At 48.5% G+C, this 17,771-nt stretch carries 20 protein-coding genes; 12 read left to right on the top strand and 8 right to left on the bottom strand.

Features of this window, described 5'->3' with window-relative positions:
• Positions 1–41: 41 nt before the first annotated feature.
• The 8 genes from prpC to EZV61_RS11025 form a co-directional block, all read right to left on the bottom strand.
• Positions 42–1,175, bottom strand: coding sequence for a bifunctional 2-methylcitrate synthase/citrate synthase (gene prpC / locus EZV61_RS10995; RefSeq protein WP_205695373.1), 1,134 nt, complete (start codon positions 1,173–1,175; stop codon positions 42–44).
• A gap of 119 nt (positions 1,176–1,294) precedes the next feature.
• Positions 1,295–2,173 carry a methylisocitrate lyase gene (prpB, locus tag EZV61_RS11000; protein WP_131415592.1) on the bottom strand — a complete coding sequence of 293 codons (879 nt, stop codon included), beginning with the start codon at positions 2,171–2,173 and terminating at the stop codon, positions 1,295–1,297.
• Positions 2,170–2,904 carry a GntR family transcriptional regulator gene (locus EZV61_RS11005; RefSeq protein WP_131415637.1) on the bottom strand — a complete coding sequence of 245 codons (735 nt, stop codon included), beginning with the start codon at positions 2,902–2,904 and terminating at the stop codon, positions 2,170–2,172. The genes prpB and EZV61_RS11005 overlap by 4 nt, the downstream gene beginning before the upstream one ends.
• 82 nt (positions 2,905–2,986) lie before the next feature.
• A complete protein-coding gene (locus EZV61_RS11010; RefSeq protein ID WP_114336801.1) occupies positions 2,987–3,355 on the bottom strand; it encodes a hypothetical protein in 369 nt (122 codons plus the stop codon).
• 404 nt (positions 3,356–3,759) lie between these two features.
• Positions 3,760–4,161, bottom strand: coding sequence for an SMI1/KNR4 family protein (locus EZV61_RS11015; protein WP_131415594.1), 402 nt, complete (start codon positions 4,159–4,161; stop codon positions 3,760–3,762).
• Positions 4,162–4,351: 190 nt separating this feature from the next.
• Positions 4,352–4,516 carry a hypothetical protein gene (locus tag EZV61_RS19445; RefSeq protein WP_158537944.1) on the bottom strand — a complete coding sequence of 55 codons (165 nt, stop codon included), beginning with the start codon at positions 4,514–4,516 and terminating at the stop codon, positions 4,352–4,354.
• A gap of 101 nt (positions 4,517–4,617) precedes the next feature.
• Positions 4,618–5,808: a pyridoxal-phosphate-dependent aminotransferase family protein gene (locus tag EZV61_RS11020; RefSeq protein ID WP_114336803.1), complete on the bottom strand. Its 1,191-nt coding sequence runs from the start codon at positions 5,806–5,808 to the stop codon at positions 4,618–4,620.
• Positions 5,809–6,048: 240 nt separating this feature from the next.
• Entirely contained in the window at positions 6,049–6,609 is a 561-nt protein-coding gene (locus tag EZV61_RS11025; RefSeq protein ID WP_114336804.1) for a hypothetical protein, read from the bottom strand.
• A gap of 507 nt (positions 6,610–7,116) precedes the next feature.
• Here EZV61_RS11025 and EZV61_RS11030 point away from each other — a divergent pair.
• The 12 genes from EZV61_RS11030 to EZV61_RS11085 all read left to right on the top strand — a co-directional run bounded on the left by EZV61_RS11030 (position 7,117) and on the right by EZV61_RS11085 (position 17,742).
• Positions 7,117–7,419, top strand: coding sequence for a nitrogen fixation protein NifW (locus EZV61_RS11030; protein WP_131415596.1), 303 nt, complete (start codon positions 7,117–7,119; stop codon positions 7,417–7,419).
• Between the two features lie 195 nt (positions 7,420–7,614).
• Positions 7,615–8,403: a phenylalanine 4-monooxygenase gene (phhA, locus tag EZV61_RS11035; protein ID WP_131415598.1), complete on the top strand. Its 789-nt coding sequence runs from the start codon at positions 7,615–7,617 to the stop codon at positions 8,401–8,403.
• Positions 8,404–8,466: 63 nt separating this feature from the next.
• Complete coding sequence (locus EZV61_RS11040) at positions 8,467–8,808, top strand: 4a-hydroxytetrahydrobiopterin dehydratase (protein ID WP_114336807.1); 342 nt, start codon at positions 8,467–8,469, stop codon at positions 8,806–8,808.
• A 336-nt stretch (positions 8,809–9,144) separates the two neighbouring features.
• Positions 9,145–9,666: a PEP-CTERM sorting domain-containing protein gene (locus EZV61_RS11045; RefSeq protein ID WP_114336808.1), complete on the top strand. Its 522-nt coding sequence runs from the start codon at positions 9,145–9,147 to the stop codon at positions 9,664–9,666.
• Positions 9,667–10,022: 356 nt separating this feature from the next.
• Positions 10,023–10,922 carry a TolB family protein gene (locus tag EZV61_RS11050; protein ID WP_131415600.1) on the top strand — a complete coding sequence of 300 codons (900 nt, stop codon included), beginning with the start codon at positions 10,023–10,025 and terminating at the stop codon, positions 10,920–10,922.
• A 550-nt stretch (positions 10,923–11,472) separates the two neighbouring features.
• The gene (hppD, locus tag EZV61_RS11055; protein ID WP_131415639.1) at positions 11,473–12,552 is read left to right on the top strand and encodes a 4-hydroxyphenylpyruvate dioxygenase; all 1,080 of its coding nucleotides are present in this window, start codon (positions 11,473–11,475) and stop codon (positions 12,550–12,552) included.
• A 1-nt stretch (position 12,553) separates the two neighbouring features.
• Positions 12,554–13,699 (top strand): homogentisate 1,2-dioxygenase, encoded by a 1,146-nt coding sequence (locus EZV61_RS11060; RefSeq protein ID WP_130565475.1) that lies wholly within the window; start codon positions 12,554–12,556, stop codon positions 13,697–13,699.
• Positions 13,700–13,723: 24 nt separating this feature from the next.
• A complete protein-coding gene (locus tag EZV61_RS11065) occupies positions 13,724–14,716 on the top strand; it encodes a fumarylacetoacetate hydrolase family protein (protein ID WP_131415602.1) in 993 nt (330 codons plus the stop codon).
• A gap of 8 nt (positions 14,717–14,724) precedes the next feature.
• Complete coding sequence (gene maiA / locus EZV61_RS11070) at positions 14,725–15,390, top strand: maleylacetoacetate isomerase (RefSeq protein WP_131415604.1); 666 nt, start codon at positions 14,725–14,727, stop codon at positions 15,388–15,390.
• Between the two features lie 189 nt (positions 15,391–15,579).
• Entirely contained in the window at positions 15,580–16,056 is a 477-nt protein-coding gene (locus tag EZV61_RS11075; RefSeq protein WP_131415606.1) for a DUF6795 domain-containing protein, read from the top strand.
• Positions 16,057–16,226: 170 nt separating this feature from the next.
• Positions 16,227–16,790, top strand: a complete 564-nt coding sequence (locus tag EZV61_RS11080) for a DUF6795 domain-containing protein (protein WP_131415608.1) — start codon at positions 16,227–16,229, stop codon at positions 16,788–16,790.
• Between the two features lie 25 nt (positions 16,791–16,815).
• Entirely contained in the window at positions 16,816–17,742 is a 927-nt protein-coding gene (locus tag EZV61_RS11085; RefSeq protein WP_131415610.1) for a lipase family protein, read from the top strand.
• Positions 17,743–17,771 lie beyond the last annotated feature (29 nt).

Raw genomic sequence — 17,771 nt, forward strand, 5'->3', positions numbered from 1 at the left:
CCTATTGCTATTCTTATCTATTATTCAGATGCGTAACCACACTATTTGGCTACGCGTTGTTCAATCGCTACGTAAGCGCGCGGCTCAGGCCCCACATAATCGGCACTTGGACGAATAATTCGATTATCCGCCCGCTGCTCCTTCACATGCGCTGCCCAGCCTGTAACGCGGGACATAACAAAGATCGGGGTAAACAGTTTGGTTGGGATGCCCAGATAGTGATACGCCGAAGCATGAAAGAAATCCGCATTGGGAAATAGCTCTTTTTCCCGCCACATCACCTGCTCACAACGCTCTGACACTTGATAAAGCAACGGCGAATCAGCCTCTTCAGCGAGCCGTTTAGACCACGCCTTGATGATCCCATTGCGCGGATCTGAGGTGCAATATACCGCGTGCCCAAAGCCCATCACTTTGTCTTTGTTAGCAAGCTTTTCCAGCAACAGTTGTTCGGCGTGTTCAGGGCTATCCATCTGCTGGATCAATGCCATCGCTGCTTCATTTGCACCACCATGAAGTGGCCCGCGTAAACTGCCGATGGCGGCGGTAATACAGGAGTGCATATCAGACAAAGTGGAGGCACAAACTCGCGCAGTAAAGGTCGATGCATTAAATTCATGTTCGGCATACAGCACTAACGACGCATGCATCACCGATTGATGCAACGCACTCGGCTTCTCTCCGTGGAGCATGTGTAGGAAGTGGCCGCCGACAGAATCATCATCGGTCGCTGTTTCGATGCGCTTATCGTGATGGGAATATTGATACCAGTAACAGATGATCGCAGGTAGCAGCGCGATCAGACGTTCAATCACTTGGTCTTGTTCAGCAAATGTCTGTTCCGTTTCCAGGTTACCAAGTAGCGAACAACCGGTCCGCATCACATCCATGGGATGCGCAGTCGCGGGGATCCGTTCTAACACCTCTTTCAAGGCCAAAGGGAGCCGCCTATGGTGACGTAAGCGTGCGTTAAACTCTTCCAACTGTGTCAGCGACGGTAATTCACCGTAAACGAGCAGATAAGCGACCTCTTCAAAGCTCGCATGCGCCGCCAAGTCAGCAATGTCATAACCACAATATGTCAGGCCAGAGCCCGATTGGCCAACGGTGCAGAGCGCAGTTTTACCAGCCACCTGACCACGCAGCCCTGCGCCACCCAGTACTTTTTGTACCATGATCCGATCCTCCATAAACTTGTTTGTGATGGTGCGATACGTGCCGCCCATCGATTTTTATCTGTTATGGAAGTCACTGTATGTAGGGTACAGCGACCTATATAGCTTCGATGTTAGAGTTAGTTGTTATCCTCGCTGTACAGCGCATCCAAACGCTGCTCAAAACTGTGATAGTTGAGAAACTGATAGAGTTCCTCCCGTGTTTGCATTTGTGGCACCAGATCACATTGATCACCATCGCTCTTAAGGGTTTGATACACCTTCAATGCGGCAGCATTCATCGCCCGGAATGCGCTGAGCGGATACAGCACCATGCCCACACCAGACTGTGCTAACTGTGGCAAAGTAAACAATGGTGTTTGGCCAAACTCGGTCATATTCGCCAAAATAGGGACATTCAATGCGTTGGCAAATGCAGCATAGTCGTCCAACGTATGCACTGCCTCAGCAAAAATGCCATCGGCACCCGCCTCAACACAGGCCTGGGCACGCTCAATCGCCGCTTCAAGCCCCTGCTGGGCAAACGCATCGGTACGCGCCATGATAAAGAACTGTGGATCGTGACGAGCGTCTACCGCCGCAGCAATGCGATCAACCATCTCCTGCTGACTCACGATCTGTTTATTAGGTCGATGACCACAGCGCTTCTGTTGCACCTGATCCTCTATATGAACAGCGCCCACCCCGGCACGTTCCATCTCCTTTATCGTGCGGGCAATGTTAAACGCACCGCCCCATCCGGTATCAATATCCACCAGTAAGGGCAGATCTGAGGCAGCCGTGATGCGTCTAGCATCGGTCAATACATCATCCAGGCTGGTCATTCCCAGATCGGGTAAACCATAAGAGGCATTGGCCACCCCTGCCCCGGACAAGTACAACGCCTGATGACCAGACTGCTCAGCCATCATGGCGCAATAGGCATTAATGGCACCGACCACTTGCAGCGGTGTTTCGCTATTTAGGGCACTGCGAAATCGTGCTCCGGCTGAACTCATAGTTTGGTTTCCTTTTGATCGGGCGCTTTGGCAGTGCTTGCAGGCGTCAGCTCTGTGTCATCAACATCTGGCATATCTTCTGCAAGGGTGCGTTCAATATTACGGCGAGCGGTTTGGATATGGCGCTGCATTAATAGAGCGGCGAGTTCTCCGTCTCTGGCAAGCAAAGCTTCATAGATACGTTGATGCTCGGCCAACGCTTGTTGCGGCCGTGAATGACGGTGACTGCCAGTGTAACGGTAGCGACGAACTAGCTGATAGAGCTCGTCACAGAGCAAATTAATCAGGCTTTGATTACCGCTGCCTTGGATAATGCAGTAGTGGAAATCGAGATCACCTTGTTGGTTGAAGTAGCGCTTACCCTCTTGTGCGTCGATATACTCAGCGTGTTGAGTAAGCAGCTCACCTAAATCTGTTAGCGCCTGGTCACTCATCTGGCGAGCAGCTAAGCGACACGCTAAAGCTTCCAAACTTTCACGAATAAGGTAAATTTCTGCCAGCTCTTTTAGATCTAAATCGACCACCTGTGCGCCCACATGGGGGATTTTTCGCACTAGCTTACGCCCCTCCAGTCGATTTAACGCTTCTCGTAACGGGCCACGACTGATGCCATAGGTAGCTGATAGTTCAGCCTCCTTCAGCTTACTGCCAGGCGCAATTTCACCCTTGACGATCGCTTCCTGCAAGCGGAAGAAAGCATCATTATTTCGGGTTTGCGGATCTGCAACCATTGTTGACAATATAGAAGCCCATGCAGGATATCTATCTATAAAATAGCGACATCAAACAGACATTGTCAACAATGCGTCGTAATTAGCGGTTGTCGTTATCAGGCAGTTTTTGGTAGATAGAACAGATCAGGCAGGAGCTTTGCACAAAGTGGTCAACCGTATTGCGGTAGGCACGAATATGATACGGAGAGGGACCCATCTTCTGCTCAGCAAATTTTAAATACAGCAGGTCGAAGCCGTTTACGTTTAGATCATGCCAATCTGAAGCATCTATGGCAGTGACTAGGTGATTTTGAACATCCTTGTAGCTGCTATAACCCCAACTTTGAGCAACGGCTTCCCTTAGTTTACTTAAGTGGTATTTCGGTTGGTCTAAATGAATATATTGTTCACATAATACGTGGGAAAAACGCGATACAACTTCTGAATAGCTAAGGCGAAACTTCGTCATATGATGCTCCGAAAACGAAAATTCTCATTGAGAGCGCTCCCCTGTTCGGGAGCCGGAACTCAACAAATTCAATTACGTTTTGTGCACCTATCACAAGGTAAACAAGAAATACCATTGTGAATACAGCAGGTTACAAACTAAAGGCATCTCTAATTTAAACACCTGGAACTAAGCATAGCTAAGAAATGGACAGCAATACCTTTTAAATTGTAATAAAAATAAAATATTTTCGAATGTTCATGTCGCCGAATAGCGCTCCGACCTCTCTTTATAGGTAGATCTATCGGTGTTTGAGCACATATAAAGCAGTTGCGGCATCAGGACTGACCAGTACAAACAGCAATGTTGCACTGATCATTCGTTGTAAGCGGCATAATCACAACAAATCGCTCGTCAAGCCAACATCAGGACTCTAACCATACCTCTCTAGCCCACTGCCAAATATCCTGCCAGCTGCCTTCAGTCAGCTCACCGTCCACCCAATGAACGACTTCCCCCTCCGGCGTCATACAATAATAGGTACCACGATCAGCACAAATTACTATCAGGTGGCGCTCTACCCCTTCTGACCATGCGGTCGCGGTGACCTCTGGTAAGTGGGTGTGCAGATAGGGATCAGAAGCGGTGACTGGCTCAATGCTGCCATACACGACATCACTCACCTCCTTTAGGAAGGTTTTCAGATCGCGAGGCATAGGTAGCAGGATCTCTTCCTCAATCACCACAAGATCATCGTCATCCGGCAGTTCAACGGGAACCGGCACGGACAGGCTGACTTCGCGCAGGCGTTCTATGGTTTCTTGCATTGCTCTACCTTTTTGTCATTCCCATCACTGACAACATGAGATGGGGTATGAACTGTGATTAACAAAGATTGTTAATTCTATGGATAAAAACTTATGCCGGCGATTTTGGAGGGCAAGTGCCGAAGAATCAAGTCAGTATGACAAAGAGACACTGACTTGTAGTGGTGACGCGAGTTATCGAAGAGAGCATTTAGCTCTGGGTGAGATCATTAAGCTGACGTTGATAGTATTCAGGCACCGCTTCGGCCTTCTGCAAAAGGTAGATATTATCTACCTTGGTTCTGCAAAAAGCTGCGAACGTCGCGATACTAATACCGTAAAAGCGTAGTAAACGAAAAAATGCACGGCCATTCATAAATCACCTGTTCTAACGAGTGTGGGGCGAACCCACATTGAATGCGCGAAGCATTCAAACAAACGCAGATGACAAAACGATGACCGAATTAATAGTTATCGTTATTTTTGCAAACGTTTTTCCAGCTCGGCAACACCTGCGGGTAGATCGACATTGACCCCTAACTCTTTCACGCTAGAGCCTAGGGCATGTACCGTTCTAAACAGGTGGTGAGTACGGCACTGCTCCCCCATCTGGCCAATACGAATAATATTGGGTCCAAACGAGCCCGATATCTCCACCCGATGTTTAGCTGACATTAATGCCAGAATTTCAGGCCCGGTGGTGCCGTTTGGTACGTTGATACCAACCACCGAATTCAGTCGGCTGTCAGGCTCGACATACAAGCTCATACCTAACGCTTCAATCGCCCCCTGCAGTGCCAAAGAACAGCGCTCATGGCGCTCGAAACGCCCCTGCAAAGTTTCGCTGCAGATCAGGCGTAACGCTTCATGCATCGCCAAAATACCCGACACAGGTGCCGTGTAGTGATAGGATTTTTTGTACCAAAACTGATCCGCCAAACGGGCATCTAAACACCAATGCCGTAGCGTATCTTTACGTGATTCGATCAGCGACCAAGCTTGTTCAGAAAACGCCACCAAAGACACACCAGGAATAGAGGACAAACCTTTTTGGCCGCCGGTAATTACCGCATCAACGCCCCACTCATCCATCGCCAGCGGCATGGTGCTCAAAGTACATACTGCATCGGTGATCACCAAACAGTCATGGGCTTTGGCTAACTTACAAATGGCCGGCAAGTGACGATTGTAGACCGTATTAGAGGTCTCCCCCTGTACTATGGTCAAGACCTTAGGTTTATGTTGTGCGATCAGCTGTGCAACCTGTTCTACATCAGCACAAAAACCATCTTCTACCTCAAAGCGGATCACCTTGGCTTCGGTACGCTCTGCCATTTCAGACAAACGGTGACTAAAAAAGCCGTTGCAAATACTCAGGACGGTATCGCCAGGAGCAACCAGATTCACCACGGCCATTTCCATCGCTGCAGAGCCTGGGCCTGCCACCCCTAAAATATGACGGGATTCGGTTTGAAAAACATAACGCGACATCGACTTAACCTGCTCGATGATCTGCGACATGGTGTCACCCAGATGATTGATCACAATGGAATTTGCCGCCGCTACCCGGGCAGGAATAGGCACAGGGCCCGCTCCCATCATCAATAGCGGCTCTTCAGGCAAAATATTATCCAGTGACACAATATCGGTAGGCGCTTTTACAAACACTTGATTTCCTTAATCTGTCCAACCCGAAACTCAGGCCGTATCAGTTTTCTCTGCAGTAAATTTAGCCGCCTATCATATCTGGGTTTTGTAGCAATGAGTAAACAAAAAATTACGTTTTACGCTGAATGAATTTAATCGAAGAAGTTGCGAATGGGATCTTTATTAATGTAGGACTCTGCGATGGTAAGAGTGGTGAGAGAAACCATCGCTCCCTCACCCTTGGCATGGCTTCATCAGCAATTAGATAGCGCCATGAACCTCTTTCTTAGCTGATGTAGCATTGGCTAGCATCTCATCCAGTGAGAGCTGTGCAAATCTCGGCGCGTAATCTTTCAACTCGCCGAACACTTTCAATACTTTGTCGGCCGCTTTAAGCCCTTTGAAGTCACTCTTTTCTAACCGCAGCTCTTCCGTAAGCTGAGCCCACACCATGGCATCCCACGGTAGTAGATAGCCACTAATACCATTGATCACCGTCTTCGCTTCACAATGGGCATTGGGCGCCAACAAAAAGATAAACGCATCATCAGCAAAGTCCTGACCATAGCGCTCAAGCAGCAAGCTGATATCTGCGATATCGTCGAAGCCGCCAACGATCATTTTTAGCTTTTCTCCCTCTGCCAGTAATATTGCATCGCGAAGCAACTTCACTGGTGCTTTGCGACGACCTGAATCATCGGCGATCTCACCATCGATCAGCACCAACTCACCACGATAGGCATGCAGACCAGCCTGACTTGTTTCCGCCTTAAAGTTGGTGGTAAATAACGCCCCTTGCGCTTCATAGCTATCCAACAGCATGATTTAACTCCTAAAATATTAAAGTGATACCACTGCTATATCAGCAAGAAACAAACCATCTACCCGCCGTAGTCAGTTTTAGTAATTAGGCTAAATTTCAACATGTTGCGTGACAACAAGACCTATTACCTATTGTTGGATTTGACACAACACACGCGGAATTTGGCTGATTTACTGCAAATTGTTGGCCGTCCAGCTAAACAACCCAACCCCTAACCCGCTGGCGGGACTATGTAGATTAACGGTGTGGCTCGACGCCGTAGTGGCATCAATATTGATAGAGGAACTGATAGGAATTGATAGGAACCGATAGGAATTGATAGAAGCTGAGAGTAATTCAAAGAGATTAATAGCAGTTTAGAGAGCTTAACAAGAGTTAGAGATGCAGTTGCCGCTAACCTGAAAGCCGCACGAAGAGAAAAATTGGCACTGCAGTTAAAACTATTAAGGTAACAGTTCGGAACGCTAAACCGCCCTCTCCTGACAGTCAGCATAAGCAGCTAGATAATGACAACAGACAGCAACACAGAAGCCGCGCAAGCAACAAAAATTGCTGCACAGATAAATAGCATGAGTAACATGGCCGAGCTACTGACTCTTTTTGAGATCGGCTTTAATACGACGTTTATAGAGCGCCACGGCAAAGAGGTTTACAAGCGCTTTAATGGCCACGTATTACAACAGCAACCGACTGATTGGTTTGATTATCGTCGTTGCCTCAAGCGTGCTTATTGCCATATTCAACGCGACTATATGCGCTTAGAAGGGCGTGCCACCTGCCATGGATGCACCTCGTGCGATCGTCGTTAACAGCCCTGACACCAGCTAAAATGTTAGTTAATTCAATTAAGTAACATCACAAAGTAAACAATAAAGTACGATTTGACAGCGCTGCTTTATCCCCCACAAATTGGGCGTTTGGCGTAATCACTCCTAAAGTGATGTCCAAATTATAAGCGTTGGCTGACGCCCTACGTCAGACCGAAGCAATTAAGGGGGACAGCGGTGAAACAGTGTCGCTATGTATCGAAACAGGCAGACTCAGATGGCCTTATCATCTGGAGTGACGAAGAACATCAGGTATGGCATGACCTGATCAGTCAGCAGCAAGCGGTGATGCCTGGTAAAGCCTGTGATGAATACCTTAAAGGCATGGAAGCGCTCGCCCTCCCCACAGATCGTATTCCACAACTGGATGAGATTAACCGTGTGCTCATTGCAACCAGCGGCTGGCAGGTTGTGGCGGTCCCCGCACTGATCCCATTTGAGAAGTTCTTCCAGCTGCTGGCAAACAAGCAGTTTCCCGTCGCCACCTTTATCCGCAGCCGAGAAGAGTTCGCCTACTTGCAGGAGCCTGATATCTTTCACGAGATCGTCGGCCACTGTCCGTTACTCACAAATCCCGCATTCGCCCATTTTACCCATCGCTACGGTCAGATCGGTTTGGCAGCCACCCCAGAGCAACGGGTATATCTAGCAAGGCTATATTGGTTTACCGCCGAGTTTGGCTTGGTCAACACCGACGAAGGCTTGCGTATCTATGGCGGCGGCATTCTGTCATCACCAGGGGAAACAGAGCGTGCATTACTCTCTCCAGACCCCGAGCGCCTGCCGTTAAAAATCCTCGACGCAATGCGCACCCCTTATCGTATTGATATCATGCAACCGGTCTATTATGTGTTGGATGATATCGACGAACTGGTCGAAATTGCTGAAATGAACTTGATCGCTAAAGTCGACCGAGCGCAGAAACAGGGGCTATTCCCGCCGCGATTTGCCCCCGTAGCGCAGTAAATTAAAGCAACGCGCATTCGGCGCTAATGCTATTTGTTATCACCATTGGACACAGGAACAGCTATGTCAGATCTTGCAAAAACTAACTGCGAAGCATGCCGCGCCGACGCACCGAAAGTCACTGACGCAGAGTTAGCAGCCCTAATCAAAGAGATCCCGGATTGGGCAGCCGTTAGCGAAGACAGCATCTTGATGCTCCGTCGGCAGTACAGCTTCAGTAACTTTAAGAAAGCGATGGCTTTTAGTAATCGTGTCGGCGATCTCGCTGAAGAGTATGGCCACCACCCCGCAATTTTAACCGAATGGGGCAAAGTCACGGTGACATGGTGGACACACAAGATCAGTGGACTACATAAGAATGATTTCGTGATGGCTGCAAAGACCGATTTAATTCCAACCGACTAGTAGGCGTGTCGAGTTAACGATCCTCAGCTTCCCCTGCCAAAAATCAGGACGGTACTATTCGTTAGCACTGTCCTGATCAGGCTGATCCAAAAATGGGTTTAGTTGAGCTATTCGCTATCCCTGTCCCCGTGAGATTCAGCCCCCTCACAACGTCACCAAATTATACATAGCTGCGGTACCTTCAAAGTGCTTCGTTTCTAGTTCGTTGAATTAAAACAACTAAAATTAATGGTCTTATTATTGCACCGTTGTCGTAATGAAGGCGTTCTGCCTGACTAAGGCTAGAGTGATGAAGTGGGCTACTGGCGCTAAATACTAATAAAGGGATGTTTAACCATGAAAAATTTCGTTTCTGTATTATCAGTACTACTGCTGACAAGCTGGGCGGGCATTGCACACGCAGGTTTGATGGGAGCAACGGTAGGCGCAGATTTTTACTACCCAAACGACACCAGCTTGTATTGTTCCAATGGCACTAAAACGGTAGACGCTACGGTTGAATATCCAACAAGCTGCAGTGGATTTAGTGTCGTAAGCATTGATGTGAGTGATACTCAGGTGATCGTCGGACACTCAGGCAACAGCTTTGCGAGTGGCAGCTTTAACGGCTTTGTGCTTTCAGTACTCTCTGATTTATCCATTACATCGTTAATGTATGATGCTGCGGCAAGTACCTTAGGGGTCACCTCTTATGGTTTTGACGCCAGCTCTGCCTATTTCAACTTTGCCGGACAACTTAATGGCACCGCTATTTTCGATATTAATTCTAGTACTAACGCGGCGGTTCCTGCACCTGCAAGTATTGCGCTGATCGCGCTGGTTATTGCTGCAATGGGTTGGCATCGTAAGCAAGCATAGATGTTTTCGCTTCAAGCCATATGGAAGCTCCTGTAAGGGAGCTTTTTTATTGGTCTCTTTGTAATTACTTGATGACTAAAGAAGCAACAGGCCGATCACTTACATCAACCATTCCGGCTGTTACAGCACTAAAAAACCACATAAGTTATGCAGGGTGAAAGACCTACTCTCTAGTCGATAGTAGAGGCATGATGTACAGAACCACTTACACAAGGTACGACATTCCAATTGCTGTTTTTGCTTGGCGATAGTGGCCTGTAAATTCCATTAACGGTAACTTGCATCCTCAACAATCAGATGTGGTTATCGGCACGCATCAATTCAGTTAATAAGTAATGAGCATCAGGAATATATAGATGAGAGCTTTCAACCGCATCAGTACACTAGCCATTGCCGCAACCGCTCTCACATTTGGCTCAACATTGTCCGCAGCGCCCACACCTTACCACTCTGCGCCAGCCGCTAAGCAGGCGGTAGAATTTGCGCCGGGGATCATCTCTACCAAAGACAATTTTGAGATCAACACTGTCTTCAACAAAGCGGGTGATCACGTTATCTTTGCTCGCTGCCATGACGACTTCAGTCAGTGCACCATGATGGGATCTCATTATAAGAACGGTCAATGGCAACCGCCCGTAGCACTGCCATTCTCTGGCGGCTATTTAGAAGCCGATGCCTATTACAACGAAGATTACTCAGCGATTTACTTCGTTTCCAAGCGGCCAATAAAGCCCGGCTCGGCAGTTAGCAGTTCAGTGAATCTTTGGCGTGTAGCGCTAGACAAAGGTGTCTGGCAAACGCCCCAGTACCTGCCAGATCTCAGTTCTGACTCGGATGACCTGTATCCCTCAATCACCGCCAACGGTGATCTCTACTTTCCCTCTTTTCGCGATAACCAACGTCAAATGTACGTAGCGAAGAAGACGCCTGCTGGATTTGAAGAACCAAAGCCCTTACCCGCACATATCTATGGGAAAGACGCCAAAATCGGTGACTCTGTCGTGCTTAGTGATGGTAACACCATTATTTTTAGCATCTCCGGTCGCAACGACAGCCTCGGCAAAGGCGATCTCTATATCGCCGAAAAAGTGGATGGGATCTGGAGCGAAGCGAGAAGCTTAGGCGAAAAAGTAAATACGCCAAACCATGAGTTCACACCGATCGTGTCACCCAATGGCGAATACCTGTTTTTTACCCGTATCGAAAACGGCCGAGGCAATCTCTATCAGATAAAGCTAAGTGCGATCTTGCAGTAAGCATCAAGCTGTCGGTTGCATCGATGCAACCGATACATCACTCAAACAATACACAACTTCATCGCAGTTTAAGTACTGAACCAGCAAGGCATCTGCTTTGATTTCAAGGCGCGAAAGCTATTAGTAATAGTTGCCACCGCACTACTGGCAGTGCTCGTTCAGATACATGGCCTGCCTTCTTGCTCACTTTCCGAAGCTAATACCCTGGCGCAACCAACGGCAACGTGCCGAGCACAGCATAGATATTAATTGCTAAGGCATTAGCACTGCTGACAACCACGGAACTTGCATCCCTCCCCACTTAGGCTCATTTAGACTTGCCACTTTTTCAACGATAATTGACAACGTTGCGCCGCCAAACCGCGATATATAGGGGTTTGAAGCACGGCTCTGATGACGTAACGATTTGTTTACCATTTAACCAAATCGCCTCACTTTGCTCCCTCCGCTATTTTCGCGACAGATTGCAGTAATTAGCCCTAACTTAGGTTCAAACAATTACAACGCCCATTAAAAAGAGGTGACTGTTCCCATGGCTAATCTCAACCCGATGACTGATCCAGTTCTTAACCCACTTGGTACTGACGGCTTCGAATTCGTCGAATATACAGCGGCGGATACCGCCGGTATTGATGCGTTAAAACAGCTATTTTGCTCACTCGGCTTTACCGAAGTGGCAAAGCACCGCTCAAAAGCGGTATGGCTCTATAAGCAGGGTGACCTTAACTTTATCGTTAATGCAGAGCCTGGCTCGCAAGCGGAGCAGTTCTCACGTATTCATGGGCCGAGCGTATGCGGTATGGCATTCCGTGTTGCCGATGCCGGGGCAGCATTAAAGCGCGCTATCGCCCATGGCGCTACTGAGTATGTTGGCAACCTGGGCGCCATGGAGCTTAAGATCCCTGCCGTGTACGGTATTGGCAAAAGTACGCTCTACTTTATTGATCGCTACGGCGACAGCAGTATCTACGAAGTAGACTTCAAGTTTTATCCAGACTGGCAGCACAAGATGGAAAGCCACCAAGTGGGGCTTTACGAGCTGGATCACCTCACTCATAACGTGATGCGTGGCAATATGGATAAATGGTCACACTTCTATGAGCAGTTAGGTAATTTCCGTGAGATCCGGTACTTCGATATCGAAGGTAAACTCACGGGTCTGAAAAGCCGCGCCATGACGGCTCCCTGTGGCAAGATCCGCATACCGATAAATGAATCTTCTGACGACAAATCGCAGATCGAAGAGTTTATCCGTGAATACCACGGCGAAGGGATCCAGCATATCGCCATGACCACAGATGATATCTACACCACAGTACAAACCCTCAAAAATCGTGGCGTGGAGTTTATGTTCACACCGGACACCTACTATGAAAAGGTCGATACCCGAGTTCCCGACCATGGTGAAGATGTCGCTCAGTTGCAAGCCTTGAAGATCCTGATCGATGGCGCACCTGAAAAAGATGGGATCTTACTTCAGATCTTCACCAATACGGTGATCGGGCCGGTGTTCTTCGAGATCATTCAACGTAAGGGAAACCAAGGCTTTGGCGAGGGCAATTTCAAGGCACTGTTTGAATCTATCGAAGAAGATCAGATCCGCCGCGGTACATTGAGCAAGGAGCAGTAATATGGCGAGCCAACCGATCAACTTTCCCCGCACAGAGGGGCAGTGCTCTGCACAAGCCCACGCTGACTTTCCCGAAGAGGGACTATATGAACGCGAGGTGGGTCGCGATGGATTTTTTGGCTCTGCCAGCCATATTCATCACCGCCATCCACCTACGGGTTGGCTGGCCTGGGAAGGCCCGCTCCGCCCCCGAGCATTCGCTTTTGCAAAGATCACAGGTATTGCCCCCGACAGCCCGTGGCGCACGCCCACTTTGCTACACAACGCTCACTGCCGCTACCGGCTATGGGACTGCAACGAAGCGATGGAGAATCTAGTACGTAATGCCGATGGTGACGACCTGCTATTCGTTCATGAAGGCGACGGCGAGATATTCTGCGATTATGGCCATATGACGTTGACTGAAGGTGATTATGTGGTGATCCCTCGAGGCACCATGTGGCGACTCTGCCCTCAACGGCCTATGCGCCTATTGATGATTGAGGCCACCGAACAAAGCTACCAGTTGCCCGATAAGGGGATGGTGGGTCGACACGCATTATTTGACCCTGCGGTACTGAAAACACCGCAGATCAACCAGACTTTTCTAGATCAACAAAACGAAGAACGTTGGCAAGTGCATGTTAAGCGCCATCAACAGATATCTGTGATCACCTATCCATTTAACCCGCTTGATGCGGTGGGTTGGCACGGCGATCTTTCGGTGGTGAAACTGAATTGGCGCGACATACGCCCGTTAATGAGTCACAGATATCACCTGCCACCGTCGGCGCACACCACCTTTGTTACCAAACACTTTGTTATCTGCACTTTTGTGCCCCGTCCGATTGAGAGTGACCCCGGCGCACTGAAAGTACCGTTCTATCACAGTAACGATGACTACGATGAAGTGTTGTTCTACCACGCGGGCGACTTTTTCAGTCGCGACAATATCACCCAAGGCATGGTCACCCTGCACCCGGCGGGTTTCCCCCACGGCCCCCATCCTAAGGCGTACAAAGCTGGTCAAGAATACAGCCGCAAGTTCACCGACGAAGTGGCAGTGATGCTTGACACCCGTGATGCGTTAGAAGTGTCACCGAAAGCTTCAGAACTGGAGAACCCTGACTATGTTTACAGCTGGCGCAATCACAATGAACTGGGTTGAAGTTAAAGCAGAAAGGAGCGCTAAATGAAGTTAGCCAGTTTGAAAAACGGCACTCGTGATGGACAACTGATCGTTGTGAGTCGTGATCTTAGCCAAGCGGTGACCGTGACAGAGATCGCCAGCACCCTGCAGCAAGCGCTGGATAACTGGCAAATTGTCCGGCCAGCGCTCGACACTGTCTATCAACAGCTCAACGACAACGTGCTTGCCGATACCTTTGGCTTTGTTGAAAGTGCTTGTGAATCACCCCTGCCCCGTGCCTTTCATTGGGCTGATGGCAGCGCCTATGTTAATCATGTCGAGCTGGTACGCAAAGCGCGCGGAGCCGAGATGCCAGAGAGCTTCTGGAGCGATCCACTGATCTATCAAGGTGGCTCTGATTGTTTTCTGCCTCCCCATGATCCTATTCCGATGGCATCCACCGATTGGGGCATCGATTTTGAAGCGGAGATCGCGGTGGTGACCGACGATGTGCCGATGGGCGTTGCGACCAAAGATGCGGATAACCACATTCAACTACTGATGCTGGTTAATGATGTATCACTGCGTAATTTAATCCCCGGCGAGTTAGCCAAAGGGTTTGGCTTTTACCAAAGCAAACCATCCAGCAGTTTTTCTCCTGTGGCGATCACCCCTGATGAACTAGGTGATCATTGGCAAAAAAGTAAAGTGCTGCGGCCTCTGACCAGCCACCTCAATAATACGCTATTTGGCGAACCGGACGCAGGCACAGATATGACCTTTAACTTTGCCGAATTAGTTGCTCATGCCGCGAAAACACGGCCACTGTGCGCAGGCACCATTATAGGCTCAGGCACAGTAAGCAATTATGACCGTAGCGCAGGCTCAAGCTGTATAGCTGAAAAACGGATGTTGGAAACCGTTGCAGAAGGTAAACCCACAACGCCGTTTATGAACTTTGGTGACACCATTCGCATCGAGATGTTTGATACCGCCGGCCGCTCAATTTTTGGCGCGATTGAACAAACCGTGATCCCGTTTCCACAGGAAGAATAGAGGTAGCCATGGAATATACACTGTACTCATATTGGCGTTCATCAGCAGCGTATCGCGTGCGCATCGCCTTAGCACTAAAGGGGCTGAGCTATCGTACCGAGCCGGTTCACCTAGTTAAGCATGGTGGCGAACAACATAGTCAGCAATATACGGCGCTCAACGCCAGTGGCCTGGTTCCTACGCTGGGCACTCCCGACGGTGTACTACGACAATCATTGGCGATCATGGAATATCTTGAGGAGCGTCACCCAGCCCCCGCCTTGTTACCCTGCCAGCCGCTCAAGCGTGCACAAAGCCGCGCATTGGCCTTAGATATCTGTTGTGAGACCCACCCGCTGAACAACCTGCGGGTGCAGCAATACCTAACAAAAAACCTAGGGATAAATGACACAGAAAAACACAGATGGATGACCCACTGGATGCACAAGGGTTTTGTGCCTATCGAACAGCAGCTCGCAGAAACTGGCGGCGTGTTTGCAGTGGGAGACACGCCCACGTTTGCCGATATTTGCCTGATCCCGCAAGTCTATAACGCCAAGCGATTTAACATAGGTATGGAACGCTTCCCTCGCATCACCGAGATCTGGTCACGGTGCAACGAACTGGAGGCATTTATACAAGCCGCACCCGAGGCGCAAAGCGATGCCGAGCCGTTACTGCTGAAAGCGCAGTGACATTGATTCAATAGATAACTTAACGTAGGCTTTCTGCCGTCAAAGGAGTTGACCGCAGAAAACAGCGTGTTCATGGAGTGATAGCAGCCCCGATAATAGGGTGAAGCTGCTCCCCCCACTTTTAAAGCATCATCCCACACGCTTAACGTCATCTTCCTGCTGTTTTTTATCATCACAGGTAGCGTCGGTATGTTCGGATTATTCAAGAAGTTTGATGTCAATCTTTGTCCTGAAGTCAAAGGACAAATACTGCTTGAGGGCAAGCCTGTTGCAGGCATAAAAATCACCCGTAGCCTTGGTTTTATGGATGAAAAGAAGCGAGTTGACTGCGTGTCGACAGATGCAGATGGACGTTTTCTCTTAGAAGAGATTAATATCCGCTCACGCAAACCAGGCAGCATGTTTGGCGTAGAATTCACACTCCAAAAAATTACCGCATCTTTCAAAGATAAAGAATATAAGCTCTGGTTGTCCCCGTATTATGGGATAGAAAAGAGTCCGGATTACGCTCAAAAATTAGCTTCGCTTGTCTGTGAGCTAAAATCTAAGCCTGCCAAATTTGAGTTCCCTAATAGTAAAAAAACCAATAGAGACCACTATGCCACGAGTATTTGTCGCTGGGATGATGACTATAACCTCTTTGAAGAGTTCGACAGGGTAAGTTAGTCAAACGACGCTATAGGACAGCATCGCGACAACCTAATAAAAAGCTAATATTTGGTTTATAAATCAGTGACGTTGATTCGATAAATATCTTCGCGTAGACTTCCTGCAGTCAAAGGAGTTGACCGCAGAAAACGGCGTGTTCATGGAGTGAAAGCAGCCCCGATAGTAGGGTGAAGCTGTTCCCCACTTTTAAAGCACCATCCCACACGCTTAACGTCATCTTCCTGCTGTTTTTGTTCATCACAGGTAACATCGGTATGTTCGGATTATTCAAGAAGTTTGATGTCAATCTTTGTCCTGAAGTCAAAGGACAAATACTGCTTGAGGGCAAGCCAGTGTCAGGCGTAAAGATCACGCGTAGCTTAACTTATTACTACGAGAATGAACGCCTTGATTACACCACGACTGACGATAACGGGCAATTTTCATTTCCAGAGGTAAACATCCGTTCCCGTAAGCCTGGAAGCATGTTTGATGTCAGCCGCACCTACCAAGAGCTCTTTGCTGAGAGGTGTGGCCAGAAATATAAACTTTGGCGCTCAACATTCCATGGCATAGAAAAGCGTCCAGAGTATGAAAGGAAGCTGGGTTCTCTTAACTGCGACTTGACATCCAAACTAGTCAAATTTGAATTCAAAAATAATAAAAATTCTAACATTGATTTTTTCGCAACTAGCTTAGCTCGTTGGTCTGATGACTTTATAATTTTTGAAGAATACAACCGAACATACTAAATGTACTTCGTAAAGGACGACGATAATGTACTCTCTCAGCCCCAAACTTGCGGCGCAAACGGCACAATTTGCGTATGAATCACGTACGGCCAAGAATGGAATCAATGCCGATGACGTTCCACCAATACTCGCCCATGATTTCGATTTCTCTGGCAACCTGATCCAAGGTGTCAGCGGTACGATCCTTGAACGTCTGTTTAATCACAAGACCGGCTTTGGTGTGATTGGCCGTGGTAGACCTAACTCTCCCTATGCAAATCACCACATCGTCGCTATTCGCGGCACGGCTTCAGGCCGTGATGCAGTGACTGATCTGCACTGCGGTGTTACCAATGGGCCAAATAATAAGCGGATCCATGCCGGTTTTAATCACAACTTCCGTTCCATGAAGTCGAACCTGACAAGCTATTTCAGTGCTCCAGGGATAAAACTTGGCCCTGTTCATTGTGTTGGTCATAGCCTCGGCGGCGCACTCGCCAATCTCACCGCCAACTGGCTGCGAGCCAACTACCATGTGCCCGTCAGCGTTTATACCTTCGGAGCACCACGGGTTGGTCGAAAAGACTATGCCAATAGTACGCAAGGTGAAATGGAGAATATCTACCGTTGCGTCCACGGTGCTGATCCAGTGCCAATGGTACCAGTCTGGCCATTTGTTCATGCGGGAGCGGATTACAGATTGGATGGTGCCAGAGGGATCAACCCGGCAGCGCACAAAATGGATGGCTATATCGAAAATGCTGGGCGGTTTAATGACTACACCCAGATGCATATAGATTCAGTAGGAAAACAACTAACCCCTGTGCGCTTAAAATACAGTGATCGGCATCAGGTCAGCTTCTCAGTCTACTGGCAAGAGCGGATCAGCAATGCGCTTATCACATTACTAAAAGATGCAGGCTTTTATGGCCCTTCGCGTTTTTTGGTGGGTCACCCTTTCTTAACTCTTTGAACCTGTGCATCATTTAAGGCCTCATCTCT

The sequence above is a fragment of the Corallincola luteus genome, from assembly GCF_004336975.1.
In the GTDB taxonomy this organism is placed as follows: Bacteria; Pseudomonadota; Gammaproteobacteria; order Enterobacterales; family Neiellaceae; genus Corallincola; species Corallincola holothuriorum.

Bases quoted from the DNA above. Each gene is read 5' to 3' on its own strand.
- prpC (WP_205695373.1), bottom strand. From the start codon at position 1,175: ATGGTACAAAAAGTACTGGGTGGCGCAGGGCTGCGTGGTCAGGTGGCT.
- prpB (WP_131415592.1), bottom strand. From the start codon at position 2,173: ATGAGTTCAGCCGGAGCACGATTTCGCAGTGCCCTAAATAGCGAAACA.
- EZV61_RS11005 (WP_131415637.1), bottom strand. From the start codon at position 2,904: ATGGTTGCAGATCCGCAAACCCGAAATAATGATGCTTTCTTCCGCTTG.
- EZV61_RS11010 (WP_114336801.1), bottom strand. From the start codon at position 3,355: ATGACGAAGTTTCGCCTTAGCTATTCAGAAGTTGTATCGCGTTTTTCC.
- EZV61_RS11015 (WP_131415594.1), bottom strand. From the start codon at position 4,161: ATGCAAGAAACCATAGAACGCCTGCGCGAAGTCAGCCTGTCCGTGCCG.
- EZV61_RS19445 (WP_158537944.1), bottom strand. From the start codon at position 4,516: ATGAATGGCCGTGCATTTTTTCGTTTACTACGCTTTTACGGTATTAGT.
- EZV61_RS11025 (WP_114336804.1), bottom strand. From the start codon at position 6,609: ATGCTGTTGGATAGCTATGAAGCGCAAGGGGCGTTATTTACCACCAAC.
- EZV61_RS11030 (WP_131415596.1), top strand. From the start codon at position 7,117: ATGACAACAGACAGCAACACAGAAGCCGCGCAAGCAACAAAAATTGCT.
- EZV61_RS11040 (WP_114336807.1), top strand. From the start codon at position 8,467: ATGTCAGATCTTGCAAAAACTAACTGCGAAGCATGCCGCGCCGACGCA.
- EZV61_RS11045 (WP_114336808.1), top strand. From the start codon at position 9,145: ATGAAAAATTTCGTTTCTGTATTATCAGTACTACTGCTGACAAGCTGG.
- EZV61_RS11050 (WP_131415600.1), top strand. From the start codon at position 10,023: ATGAGAGCTTTCAACCGCATCAGTACACTAGCCATTGCCGCAACCGCT.
- hppD (WP_131415639.1), top strand. From the start codon at position 11,473: ATGACTGATCCAGTTCTTAACCCACTTGGTACTGACGGCTTCGAATTC.
- EZV61_RS11060 (WP_130565475.1), top strand. From the start codon at position 12,554: ATGGCGAGCCAACCGATCAACTTTCCCCGCACAGAGGGGCAGTGCTCT.
- EZV61_RS11065 (WP_131415602.1), top strand. From the start codon at position 13,724: ATGAAGTTAGCCAGTTTGAAAAACGGCACTCGTGATGGACAACTGATC.
- maiA (WP_131415604.1), top strand. From the start codon at position 14,725: ATGGAATATACACTGTACTCATATTGGCGTTCATCAGCAGCGTATCGC.
- EZV61_RS11075 (WP_131415606.1), top strand. From the start codon at position 15,580: ATGTTCGGATTATTCAAGAAGTTTGATGTCAATCTTTGTCCTGAAGTC.
- EZV61_RS11085 (WP_131415610.1), top strand. From the start codon at position 16,816: ATGTACTCTCTCAGCCCCAAACTTGCGGCGCAAACGGCACAATTTGCG.